Source organism: Kitasatospora sp. NPDC058243, from assembly GCF_042882025.1.
Classification (GTDB): Bacteria; Actinomycetota; Actinomycetes; order Streptomycetales; family Streptomycetaceae; genus Kitasatospora.
This window is the reverse complement of record NZ_JBHVWW010000085.1, coordinates 18031-30914: the sequence shown is the minus strand read 5'-3', so window position 1 is coordinate 30914 and position 12884 is coordinate 18031. Positions and strand designations below refer to the sequence as shown.

At 74.2% G+C, this 12884-nt stretch carries 6 protein-coding genes; 5 read left to right on the top strand and 1 reads right to left on the bottom strand.

Features of this window, described 5'->3' with window-relative positions:
- The first annotated feature begins 306 nt into the window (after positions 1-306).
- Complete coding sequence (gene moeZ / locus ACFVX9_RS35700) at positions 307-1485, top strand: adenylyltransferase/sulfurtransferase MoeZ (RefSeq protein ID WP_387985966.1); 1179 nt, start codon at positions 307-309, stop codon at positions 1483-1485.
- A 60-nt stretch (positions 1486-1545) separates the two neighbouring features.
- Here moeZ and ACFVX9_RS35695 read toward each other — a convergent pair whose 3' ends face one another.
- Entirely contained in the window at positions 1546-4278 is a 2733-nt protein-coding gene (locus ACFVX9_RS35695) for a flippase-like domain-containing protein (protein WP_387985963.1), read from the bottom strand.
- Between the two features lie 134 nt (positions 4279-4412).
- Between ACFVX9_RS35695 and ACFVX9_RS35690 the strand changes: the two genes are divergently transcribed.
- From ACFVX9_RS35690 to ACFVX9_RS35675, 4 genes are all read left to right on the top strand, one after another.
- Positions 4413-4775: an MGMT family protein gene (locus ACFVX9_RS35690; RefSeq protein WP_380378186.1), complete on the top strand. Its 363-nt coding sequence runs from the start codon at positions 4413-4415 to the stop codon at positions 4773-4775.
- A gap of 152 nt (positions 4776-4927) precedes the next feature.
- A complete protein-coding gene (locus ACFVX9_RS35685; RefSeq protein WP_380378184.1) occupies positions 4928-8245 on the top strand; it encodes an ATP-dependent helicase in 3318 nt (1105 codons plus the stop codon).
- A 32-nt stretch (positions 8246-8277) separates the two neighbouring features.
- Positions 8278-11496 (top strand): UvrD-helicase domain-containing protein, encoded by a 3219-nt coding sequence (locus tag ACFVX9_RS35680; RefSeq protein ID WP_380492747.1) that lies wholly within the window; start codon positions 8278-8280, stop codon positions 11494-11496.
- A gap of 191 nt (positions 11497-11687) precedes the next feature.
- Positions 11688-12875, top strand: coding sequence for a PP2C family protein-serine/threonine phosphatase (locus tag ACFVX9_RS35675; protein ID WP_079135641.1), 1188 nt, complete (start codon positions 11688-11690; stop codon positions 12873-12875).
- The last annotated feature ends 9 nt before the right edge of the window (positions 12876-12884 follow it).

The following is a 12884-nucleotide window of genomic DNA, read 5'->3' as shown; positions in this document are numbered from 1 at the left end:
CTGTTCGGTTGGCGGACACGGGTGCTGTGGGAGGGGTTGCTCGGGGATGTTTGGTTGGGGACGGCCTGCGGGGTTGGAGCGGCCACGGGGAGCGCCCGGGGCCGGTCGGCACAGGCCCGGGGCGCTTTTCCGGGCTCCGGCGGGCGGTCCCACGATCCGACGCCGGCTGTCTCGCCCATCGGACGAGCTGTCTCGGAATACCGGAGGGGCGTGACACTGTTGGCCTAGGAGCCACCCGCGTGGCGGCGCAGCAACCACCATGAGGCTGGCCCAGGCCACCTGAACCAGACACCCATCGGAGTCCCCGTGTCGTTGCCACCCCTGGTCGAGCCGGCCGACGAGCTCACCGTTGACGAGGTCCGCAGGTACTCCCGCCACCTGATCATCCCCGACGTGGGCATGGCCGGGCAGAAGCGGCTGAAGAACGCCAAGGTGCTGTGCGTCGGCGCCGGCGGCCTGGGCTCGCCCGCGCTGATGTACCTGGCCGCGGCCGGTGTCGGCACGCTGGGCATCGTCGAGTTCGACGTGGTCGACGAGTCGAACCTGCAGCGCCAGATCATCCACGGCCAGTCGGACGTGGGCCGCTCCAAGGCGGAGTCGGCGCGGGACTCGGTCAAGGAGATCAACCCCTACGTCGACGTGATCCTCCACGAGGAGCGCCTCGACAACTCCAACGTCATGGAGATCTTCTCCGGCTACGACCTGATCGTGGACGGCACCGACAACTTCGCCACCCGCTACCTGGTGAACGACGCCGCGGTGCTGCTCGGCAAGCCGTACGTGTGGGGCTCGATCTACCGCTTCGACGGCCAGGCCAGCGTGTTCTGGGCCGAGCACGGCCCCTGCTACCGCTGCCTCTACCCGGAGGCCCCGCCGGCGGGCATGGTCCCCTCCTGCGCGGAGGGCGGCGTGCTGGGCGTGCTGTGCGCGTCCATCGGCTCGATCCAGGTCACCGAGGCGATCAAGCTGCTGGCCGGCGTGGGCGACCCGCTGGTCGGCCGGCTGATGATCTACGACGCCCTGGAGATGAACTACCGCCAGGTGAAGGTCCGCAAGGACCCGGACTGCGCCGTCTGCTCCGAGCACCCGACGGTCACCGAGTTGATCGACTACGAGGCCTTCTGCGGCGTCGTGTCGGAGGAGGCGCAGGCCGCCGCCGCGGGCTCGACCGTCACCTCGGCGCAGCTCAAGCAGTGGCAGGACGACGAGGAGGACATCTTCCTGATCGACGTCCGCGAGCCCGGCGAGTACGAGATCGTCAACATCCCCGGCGCGGTGCTGATCCCGAAGAACGAGTTCCTCATGGGCGACGCCCTGGAGAAGCTGCCGCAGGACCGCAAGATCGTGCTGCACTGCAAGTCGGGCGTGCGCTCGGCCGAGGTGCTGGCCGTGGTCAAGGCGGCCGGCTTCGCCAACGCCGTCCACCTGGGCGGCGGCGTGCTCGGCTGGGTCAACCAGATCGAGCCGCACAAGCCGGTCTACTAGGACGCCGGAACGTGCAGGAAGGGCCCGCCTCGGCGGGCCCTTCCGCGTATCCGGTGGACGTCAGAGCGCGCCGCGGCGCTGCAGCACGTTGTAGGAGATCCAGCCCGGCAGCACCGGCAGCCAGAAGGTGAGCGCCCGGTAGAGGAAGACCGCCGGGGTGGCGACCGCCGGCGACACGTCCGCGACCGTCAGGGCGCCGATCAGGGCGACCTCGACCGGGCCGATGCCGCCCGGGGTGGGGATCGCCGAGCCGGCCGCGTTGGCGGTCAGGAAGACCACCGCGACCGCCGAGAAGCTGACGTCGCCGCCGAAGGCCTGCACCGAGGCGTCCAGGCAGGCGGTGAAGGACAGGGTCAGCAGCAGGATGCCGCCGAAGCCGGTGACCAGCTTGCTGGGCGTCTGCATCAGGTCGAGCATCCGCGGCACCACGCCGAAGAACAGCGAGCGCAGCCGGCCCAGCACGAACCGGCGCAGCGGAGCGACCGCCGCCACCACCAGGGCGAGCACGGCGGCGGTCAGCACGCCGATGATCACCGCGCGGGAGGCGGACAGGTCGCCGTTGGTCTGGCTGCCGGTGATCAGGCCGAAGCTGAACAGCAGCAGCAGGTGCCCGGCCAGGCCGGCCAGCTGGGAGGCGCCGACCGAGGCCACCGCCTGGCCGGAGCGGATCCCGGCCTTCTGCAGGTAGCGGGTGTTGAGCGCGATGCCGCCGATCGCGGCGGGCGCGACCAGCTTGACGAAGGAGCCGGCCAGCTGGGCCGCGACGGTGCGCCGGAACGGCAGCTTCTCCGGGACGAAGCCGGTCAGGCTCATCGCGGCGGCGACGTAGCTGAACGCGGCCGCCAGCAGGGCCGCCGCCGCCCAGACCCAGTCCATCTGGGAGAGCTTGAGCTGGGCCGGCTTGATGGTGGTCAGCGCCAGGTAGGCGGCGAAGGTGAGCGCGATCACCATGATCAGGCTCTTCGGCTTCAGCCGCTCCAGCTTGGCCGGCTCCATCGGTGCCTCGGGGGCGATCTGGAGGATCTGGCCGCGGATGCGGCTCAGCAGGTCCTCGCCGGCCACCGCGATGTCCTCCTCGGCCTGCTGCTGGGTGCGCTCGCCGGCCGCGACCTGCTCCAGCGCCCTGGCCCGGGCGACGGTCTTGCGTTCCTTGGTGAGCCGCGAGAGGTCGACCCGGGTGGAGCGGCTCATCCCGACCGGCTGGAGCAGCGGCAGCGCCTGGGCGACCCGGTCGGCGCCGAGCACCGCGTTGGCGGTGGCGACGGCCCGCTCCGGGCCGATCCGCAGCGCGAAGGTGGTGACCAGCTGGGCGACGTCGATGCGCAGCGTCAGGTCGGTGGCGGCGATGTCGCCGCCGGAGAGGTTGACCAGGCAGGCCGTCTTCTCGTCCACCACCAGCAGCGACTCGCCGGTCAGCCGGCGGTGGGCGATCCGGCGCTCGTGCAGGGCCGCCACCGACTCCCAGAGCGAGGCCATCACCTGGTCGGTGACCTCCTCGTCGGAGAGCTCGTCCAGGATGCGGCCCTCGACCTTGCCGTAGACCAGGATCGCGGCGTCCGGACCCAGCTCGGAGGTGGCGACCAGCTGCGGCGCGCGGGCGCCCGAGGCGGCCGCCGCGTAGGCGATCAGGGCCTCCTGCTCCAGCGCCTGGCGCAGCGACTGCGGGCTGCGGCGCACCGCCACCGAGCGCAGCCGCAGCCGCCGCCAGGCCCGGTAGAAGAAGCCGGAGGCCTGCTGCTCGCGGTCGATGATGTGGACGTCCAGCGGCGGGCCGCTCTGCTGGGTGACGTAGTAGCGGCGGGTGCCGCCGGGTGCGTCCGGGGCGCGGTGGGCGCTCTCCGGGGTGAAGCCGACCTTGCGCAGGCCGATCATCAGGTGCTGGCCGGTGGGCCGGATGTTCGGGGAGCCGATCGCGTACAGCGTGCCGTACGCGACGGACCAGCCGATCAGGACGGTGAGCAGCAGCGACAGCGGGGTGGTGTAGCCGCCGAGCAGTTCGGTGATCCCGCTGAAGACCACCACCACCCACAGGGCGACCCGCCACCGGGGGCGGCTCGACATGCCGACCGCGGTCATGTAGGCGATCACCGGGGCGAGGTAGCCGTGCACCGGGTCGGTGAGGGTGCCGTTGCTGTCCATCGGCAGCCTGGTCAGCGCGTCCCGGATGTGGTCGGAGGCGCCCTCGGCCACCCACCAGTCGATGCCCAGTGAGACGCCGTAGGCGAGCACCGAGGCGAGCACGCCGTCGGCGACCCGCAGGCCGTCGCGTTTGATCAGCCGCTCGACCGCGAAGGCCAGCGGTACGGCGAGCACCGCGACGCTGGAGAGCAGGCCGGTGATCGTGGAGAGCACCGCGGAGAAGTGCGGCGCGTTGGTGGCGATGTCCTGTTCGATGCCGGTGGTGGTCGAGGTGGCGATGCCCGCCAGCACGAAGACGGCGACTATGCCGAGGACGCCGGCCAGGAAGCGGATCAGGTCGGACGGGCGGTGCGCCCGGGCGGCGAGCAGGGGCTCGTCGACGTCCAGGTGCGGGGTGTCGCCCAGCGGGTCGTGGTAGTCGGGCAGCGGGCGCCGGGCCGGCGGCGCGGCGGCGGCCGGTTCCCCGGGGGCTTCGGCGGGTTCGGCGGGTTCTTCGGAGGCCTCGGCGGGCGGGGGGGTCTTGATCGTCAGGTCCTTGATCAGGGAGACTTCCGGTGTCGGCCCGGTCGCGGGCCCATCACCGGGAGCCGAGGGCACGGCGGCGGCGGACTCGTCGGAGTCCTCGTCCACACCCACGTCAGCCGTCCCGGTCATCTGGTCTTGTCCTCGTATCACCACTCACCGCCCCGAAGATGGTGGCATGCCTCGGCGCCCCGTGCTGGACAGGGGCCGGATCGGGCGCGGCGGATCGTTCGTACGGGGCCGCGGGTGCGCCCCCGTGAGGAAGAATGCCGCAGGTGACGGACGTAACAGACGACGGCCTCCCGGACACCCTGCCACCCTTCGCCGAACTGGTGCTCGACCTGACCGAGCGGATTCCACCCGGCAGGGTGATGACCTACGGGGACGTTGCCGAGTACCTCGGCCAGGGCGGCCCCCGGCAGGTCGGCCGGGTGATGGCCCTGTACGGCGGCTCGGTCCCCTGGTGGCGGGTCATCCGCGCCGACGGCCGCTTCCTGCCCGGACACGAGCACCGAGCCCTCGCCCACTACGGCGAGGAGGGCACCCCGCTGCGCGAACTCGCCGACCCGCCCCGGGTCGACCTGCGGCGGGCCCGCTGGGACGGGCGGGATCCGGGCGGCGAGCAATGAGGTCGCCGCAAAATGGGGATGCCGCGGACCGGGGGATGCCGCGAAACGGCCGCGCGGACGGGAATGACGGGGCAGGATCGTAGGCTCGATACGGGCGGGCCCCGGCGGGCCCGCCCGGCCACGCCTCCAGCACAACCCCAGGATCCGCCTCCGTGAGTTCCCCGTACCGGCTCGTGCGCAGCCCGCTCGTCCAGCCCGCCCCACCCGTGCTGGACGAGTACCAGCGCGCCGTGGTCGAGCACGGCGGCGGGCCGCTGCTGGTGCTCGCCGGCCCCGGGACGGGCAAGACCACCACCCTGGTCGAGGCCGTCGCCCGGCGGATCGAGCACGGCACCGACCCCGAGCGCATCCTCGTCCTCACCTTCAGCCGCAAGGCCGCGACGGAACTGCGCGACCGGATGTCCGCCCGGCTCGGCTCCTCCTCGGCCGCCCCCCAGGCCACCACCTTCCACTCCTTCAGCTACGCCCTGCTGCGCGCCCACCAGGACCCGCAGGACTACGCCGAACCGCTGCGGCTGCTCTCCGGCCCCGAGCAGGACGTCATGGTCCGCGAACTGCTGGCCGGCGGCGCCGAGGACGCGAAGCTCGGCAGCTCCCGGATCCACTGGCCGCTCGACCTGCGGGCCTGCCTGACCACCCGCGGCTTCGCCGACGAGGTCCGCGCCGTCCTCGCCCGCAGCCGCGAGCTGGGCCTGGGCGAAGCCGAACTGGAGCGCTTCGCCCAGGGCGTCCAGCGCCCCGACTGGGCCGCCGCCGCGCACTTCCTCGCCGACTACCTCGACGTGCTCGACCTGCGCGGCGTCCTCGACTACGCCGAACTCGTCCACCGGGCCGTCCTGCTCGCCGAACGCCCCGAGGTCGCCGAACAACTGCGGCGGCGCTACGAGGTGGTGTTCGTCGACGAGTACCAGGACACCGACCCCTCCCAGGTCCGGCTGCTGCGCCAGCTGGCCGGCGGCGGCCGCGAACTCGTCGCGGTCGGCGACCCCGACCAGTCGATCTACGCCTTCCGCGGCGCCGACATCAACGGCATCCTCGACTTCCCGCAGACCTTCCGCCGGGCCGACGGCGAACCCGCCGACGTCAAGGTGCTGCGCGTCTCCCGCCGCTCCGGCGCCGTCCTGCTCGCCGCCTCCCGGGAGCTCGCCCGGCGGATGCCGATGGGCCGGCTGCCCGCCGACAAGCTCGCCCAGCACCGCGCGCTGCTGCCCTCCCGCGAGGGCGGCCGGGCCGAGGTCTACACCTACCCCACCCCCGGCGCCGAACTCGACTCGATCGCCGACCTGCTGCGCCGCGCCCACCTGGAGGACGGCGTGCCCTGGGGCGAGATGGCCGTCCTGGTCCGGGCCGGCGCCCGCTCCATCCCCGGCGTACGGCGGGCGCTCAGCGCGGCCGGCGTCCCGCTGGAGATCGACGGCGACGACCTGCCGCTGCGCGAGGAGCCGGCCGTCGCCCACCTGCTGCTCGCCCTGCGGGTCTGCGCCGAGCAGGCCGCCCGCGACCGGCACGGCGACCCCGACACACCCGACCCGCTCACCACCGACCTGGCCCACGCCCTGCTCACCGGCCCGCTCGGCGGCCTCGACGGCTCCGACCTGCGCCGCCTCGGCCGCGCCCTGCGCGAGGAGGAACGCGCCGCCCTGCGCGCCGACGGGGACCCGGCCGCCCCCCGCCCGGCCGGCGACCTGCTGCGCGAGGCCCTCGCCGAACCCGAGCGGCTGATCGCCCTCGACCCCGCCCACGCCCGTCGGGCCCGCGACCTCGGCACCCTGCTGCGCAAGGTCCGCGAGCGCCTCGCCGGCGGCTGCACCGCCGAGGAGGCGCTCTGGGAGCTGTGGGACGGCAGCCGCCGCTGGCGCGAGCGCCTGGAACGGGCCGCCCTGCGCGGCGGCGCCGCTGGCCGCAACGCCGACCGCGACCTCGACGCGCTGTGCGCCCTGTTCGAGACCGCCGCCCGCGCCGAGGAGCAGGTCACCGGCCACCGCGGCGCCCTCGACCTGCTCGCCGAGCTCGACGCCCAGGACATCGCCGCCGACACCCTCACCGTCCGGGCCGTGCGCCCCGAGGCCGTCCGGCTGATGACCGCCCACCGCTCCAAGGGCCTGGAGTGGCGCCTGGTCGTCGTCGCCGGCGTCCAGGACGGCCTCTGGCCCGACCTGCGCCGCCGCGGCTCCCTGCTGGAAGCCGACCGGATCGGCCGCGACGGCCTCGCCGAACCGCTCTCCCCGGGCGCCCTGCTCGGCGAGGAGCGCCGGCTCTTCTACGTCGCCGCGACCCGCGCCCGGGAACGGCTGATCGTCACCGCCGTCAAGGCCCCCGCCGACGACGGCGACGAGCCCTCCCGCTTCCTGCGCGAGCTCTACCGAGAGGACGTCGACCCGCGTACCGGCAAGGTCGTGCGCCGCACCCCGCCCGTCGTCGTCGAGGACGTCACCCACCGCCCGCGCCGCCCGCTGTCCGTCGCCGCACTGGTCGCCGAACTGCGGGCCGTCACCGTCGACCCGGCCCGCTCGCCCGAACTGCGCCGGGCCGCCGCCGAACGGCTCGCCCTCCTCGCCACCGCCACCGACGACGAGGGCCAGCCGCTGGTGCCCGCCGCCCGCCCCGACCGCTGGTGGGGCCTGGCCGACGCCACCGCCGCCCCCGACCCGCTGCGCAGCGCCGACCTGCCGGTGCGGCTGTCCGGCAGCGGCCTGGAACAACTGGAGAACTGCTCGCTGCAGTGGTTCCTGGACAAGGAGGTCAAGGCCCGCGCAGCCGGCTCCGCCGCCCAGGGCTTCGGCAACGTCGTGCACGCGCTCGCCGACGAGGTCGGCTCCGGGCGCACCCCCGCCGACCTCGCCGTCCTGATGGAACGCCTGGACACCGTCTGGGACGCGCTGGCCTTCGACGCGCCCTGGAAATCCCACCAGGAGAAGACCCAGGCCCGCGCCGCCCTGGAGCGCTTCCTCAACTGGCACGTGCTGGAACGCGGCCGCGACCTCGTCGCCACCGAGCACGGCTTCGACGTCACCCTCGACGCCGGCGGCGTCTCGGTGCGCATCCGCGGCTCGATGGACCGGGTCGAGAAGGACGCGGCCGGGCGCGCCTACGTCGTCGACTTCAAGACCGGCAAGCAGATCCCCACCGACAAGTCGCTGCCCGAGCACAAGCAGCTCGCCGTCTACCAGCTCGCCGTCCGCGCCGGGGCCCTCAACGAACTGCCCGGCTTCGCCGACCGCCCCCCGGCCACCGGCGGCGCCGAACTCGTCCACCTGCGCGAGCCCGCCGCCAAGGCCGCCCAGGACGCCCCCAAGGTGCAGCGGCAGGACCCGCCGGAGGGCGAGCCGTGGATCGAGAACCTGCTCGCCGACGCGGCCGGCCGGGTCCTCGCCGAGCGCTTCGTCCCGCAGACCGGCGGCGGCTGCGACCGCTGCACCTTCCGCCGCAGCTGCTCCGCCCAGCGGGACGGGGCGCAACTCGTCGAGTGAAGGTTGTCCGCCGCTCCGGTTAACGTTGCGGGGTGACCGCCGTGCTCAGCCATCCCGACCAGCTCAAGGAGCTGCTGGGCATCCCGTTCAACCGGGAGCAGATGGCGGCCATCGGCGCCCCCCTGGAACCGGCCGTGATCGTGGCCGGCGCCGGCTCCGGCAAGACCACGGTGATGGCCGCCCGGGTGGTCTGGCTGGTCGGCTCCGGCGCCGTCCGGCCCGAGGAGGTGCTCGGCCTCACCTTCACCAACAAGGCCGCCGGCGAACTCGCCGAACGCGTGCGCACCGCCCTGCTGCGGGCCGGCGTCACCGGGCAGGACGGCGCGGAGCCGCTCGGCGAACCGGAGATCTCCACCTACCACGCCTTCGCCGGCCGGCTGCTCAAGGAGCACGGCCTGCGGATCGGCATCGAACCCGACGTGCGGCTGCTCGCCGACGCCACCCGCTTCCAGCTCGCCGCCAAGGTGCTGCGCACCGCCCGCGGCCCGTTCCCCGCGCTCACCGGCACCTTCGCCAACCTGGTCGCCGACCTGATCGCCCTGGACGGCGAACTCGCCGAGCACCTGGTCGAGCCGGACACCCTGCGCGCCCACGACGAGGACCTGCTGGACACCCTCGCCACCGTCAAGCTCACCAACGACGACCTGCGGGCCGTCCCCGCCACCGCCCGGGCCCGGCTGGAACTGCTGCGCCTGGTCGAGGACTACCGGCGCCGCAAGCACACCGCCGGGCTGATGGACTTCGGCGACCAGATAGCCGCCGCCGCCCGGCTCGCCCAGCAGCGGCCCGAGGTCGGCGCGCTGCTCCGCGGCCAGTTCCGGGTCGTGCTGCTCGACGAGTACCAGGACACCTCGGTCGCCCAGCGGCTGATGCTGGCCGGCCTGTTCGGCGCCGGCCCCGGTCCCGGCCATCCTTTTGCCGGCCACCCCGTCACCGCCGTCGGCGACCCCTGCCAGGCGATCTACGGCTGGCGCGGCGCCTCCGTCGCCAACCTCGACGAGTTCCCCCGGCACTTCCCGAAGGCCGACGGCCGCCCCGCCGCCCGCTACGCGCTCAGCGAGAACCGCCGCAGCGGCGGCCGGCTGCTCGCCTTCGCCAACGAACTCGCCGCGCCGCTGCGGGCCATGCACGAGGGCGTCGAGGCGCTGCGCCCGGCCCCCGGCGCCGAGCAGGACGGCTACGTGCGGGCGGCGCTGCTGCCCACCCACGCCGAGGAGGTCGACTGGCTCGCCGACTCGATCGCCCACCTGGTGCGCACCGGCACCGCGCCCGGCCGGATCGCCGTGCTGTGCCGCGGCGGCGCGGCCTTCCCGGACATCCACGCCGCCCTGGTCGCCCGCGAGGTGCCGGTCGAGGTGGTGGGCTTGGGCGGGCTGCTGCAACTGCCCGAGGTGGCCGACCTGGTGGCGGTCTGCGAGGTGCTCCAGGACCCGACCGCCAACGCCGCGCTGGTGCGCCTGCTGATCGGCCCGCGCTGGCGGATCGGCCCGCGCGACCTCGCCCTGCTCGGGCGCCGGGCCGCCGACCTGGTGCGCACCGACCGGCCCGAGGGCGTGGAGGCGCTGACGGCGGCCGTCGCCGAGGCCGACCCCACCGAGGTGGTCTCGCTCGCCGACGCGGTGGAGACCTTCCTCGACGCGGAGCAGCCCGACGAACTGCCCTTCTCCGCCGAGGCCAGGGTCCGCCTGGCCCGCCTCGGCCAGGAGCTGCGCGACCTGCGCCGCTCGCTCGCCGACCCGCTGATGGACGTGCTGCACCGGGTGCTGGCCGTCACCGGCCTGGAGGTCGAACTCGCCGCCTCCCCGCAGGCGCTGGCCGCCCGGCGGCGCGAGACCCTGCACGCCTTCCTGGACGTCGCCGCCTCCTTCGCCGACCTCGACGGCGACCCCGGCCTGGCCGCCTTCCTCGGCTTCCTGCGCGCCGCCCAGGAGTACGAGCGCGGCCTGGACAGCAGCCTGCCCGGCGGCGAGGACACCGTGAAGGTGCTCACCGCGCACAAGTCCAAGGGCCTGGAGTGGGACGTCGTCGCCGTCCCCGGCCTGGTCAAGGGCTCGTTCCCGTCCACCACCTCGCGCGAGCGCTGGACCAGCAGCAAACGGGTGCTCCCGCACGCCCTGCGCGGCGACGCGGACACCCTGCCCGACGTGCGCGGCGGGTGGGACGGCAAGGCCATGACCGCGTTCAAGCGGCAGCTGGCCGAGCACTCCGGCACCGAGGAACTGCGCCTGGGCTACGTCGCGTTCACCCGCCCGCGCACGCTGCTGCTGGCCTCCGGGCACTGGTGGGGGCCCAGCCAGAAGACCGTCCGCGGTCCGTCCGCCTTCCTGGAGCAGCTGCGCGAGCACTGCGAGCGGCCCGGCGCCGGGGAGGTCGAGCACTGGGCCGAGCAGCCGGAGAAGGGCGCCGAGAACCCGGCGCTGGCCGATCCCGTCGAGCGCCCCTGGCCGCTGCCGCTGGACCCGGCCGCCCAGCTGGCCCGCCGCCGGGTCGCCGAGGTGGTGCACGCCCGGCTGGCCGGCGCGCCCGCCCCCGAACCCGAGCCGATGGCCGCCGAGGACCAGCGCCAGGCGGCCTCCTGGGACCGCGACCTCACCGCGCTGCTGGGCGAGTTGGAGCGCTCCCGGCGCACCGCCCGCGACGTGCCGCTGCCCGCCGCGCTGTCCGCCACCCAACTGCTGCGCCTGGCCGCCGACCCGGACGGCTTCGCGCGCGACCTGGCCCGGCCGATGCCGCGCCCGCCGCAGCCGGCCGCCCGGCGGGGCACCCGCTTCCACGCCTGGGTGCAGTCCCGGATCGAACCGCTGCTGCTGATCGAGCCGGGCGCGCTGCCCGGCGCCGACGACGACGGCATCGAGGACGAGCAGGACCTGGAGCGGCTCAAGGAGGCGTTCCTGCGCACCCCGTACGCCCAGCGCCGGCCGCACCGGGTGGAGGCGCCGTTCCAGCTGGTGCTCGGGGGTCGGGTGGTGCGCGGCCGGATCGACGCGGTGTACCGGGACGGTGACGTGACGTCAGTAACCGGTGGCGCGTCACGCTACGAAGTGGTGGACTGGAAGACCCACCGCGAGGAGACCGCCGACCCGTTGCAGCTCGCGGTCTACCGGATCGCCTGGGCCGAGCAGGCGGGCGTTCCGCCGGAGCAGGTCACGGCTTCCTTCCTGTACGTCCGCAGCGGGCGGATCGTCCGTCCGACAGGACTTCCCGACCGAAAAGAGTTGGAACGGCTCCTGATCGGGAACAGTGAAGAATGAGTCACGCAGAGCATTCAAGTCATCACGGCAGCGCCCGAAACCTGTGCGCCATGCACGTTTCGTGCCTATTGTGGGGTCGGTAACCGGTCAACCCCCGTGCTCCGGCCGCCAGCGAGGCCCGCATTCCCTAACCCTCAGTCATCACCGCAGGTGCCCCCGGGCATCGGCGTCTTCTGCTGGAGTAACCGACGTTGAGCGCGACCGGATGGATCAGAGAGCGGTTCACCGGGCCGACCCCGGGACCCGCTCCGGGCACGACCGGCACCTGGCCGAGGACGGCGCTCGCGCTGCCCTTCATCGGCATGGCGCTGATCGTCGCCCTCGACTTCGTCAGCAACACCGAGGTGACGGTCGAACCGGCCCTCACCGCCGTCCCCGCGCTGGCCGCCGTGGTCAGCCACCGAACCTGGTACCCGCTCGCCATCGGCCTCTTCACCGAGGCGGTGGCCTTCCTGATGGCCTTCCGCAGCGACGCCCTCGACCAGTCCGTGCACGCCGCCAGCGTCTTCGCGATCCTGCTGGTCGCCCTGATCGGCTGGGTCAGCGCCACCCTTCGGCTGCGCCAGGAGCGGGCGCTGGCCGACGCCCAGCTCGTCGCCTCGATCGCCCGCCGGGTGCTGCTGCGGCCCGTCCCCGAGCGGGTCGGCACCGTCCAGGCGGCCGTCCACTACGAGGCCGCCGCCGCGCACGCCAGGATCGGCGGCGACCTGTACGAGGTGGTCAACACCCGGCACGGGGTGCGGGCCGTGGTCGGCGACGTCCGCGGCAAGGGCCTCGGCGCGGTCGAGACCGCCGCCGCCGTCCTCGGCGCCTTCCGCGAGGCCGCGCACCAGGAGCCCGCACTGGACCGGGTCGCCGGCTGGCTGGCCGTCAGCCTCGACCGGGCCCTGCACGAGAACGACCACCCGGGCGTGGAGGAGGAGTTCGTCACCCTGGTGCTGATCGGCGTCGGGGCGGACGGCACCGCGGAACTGGTCAACTGCGGCCACCCCTCGCCGCTGCTGCTGCGCGGCGGGGACGTCCGGCCGCTCGAACTCGCCGAGACCGTCCCGCCGCTGGGCGTCCTCGACCCGGCCGACGTCCGGCCGCCGGTGCACCGGGTGGCACTGCGGCCCGGCGACCGGGTCCTGCTGTTCACCGACGGGGTGATCGAGGCCCGCGACCGCTCCGGCGCCTTCTACCCGCTCGCCGAACGCCTCCCGCGCTGCGCCGACGGCCGCCCGGCGGACGTCCTGCAGCGCCTGCACGAGGACGTGGTGCGCCACGTCGGCCGCCAACTCGGCGACGACGCGGCCATGCTGCTCCTCCAGTACGCGCCGGCCCCCGCCGCCGGCCCCCAACTACCGCACCAGCACGGCATCCTGTCCCGCCAGCGCTAGGCTCGGAGA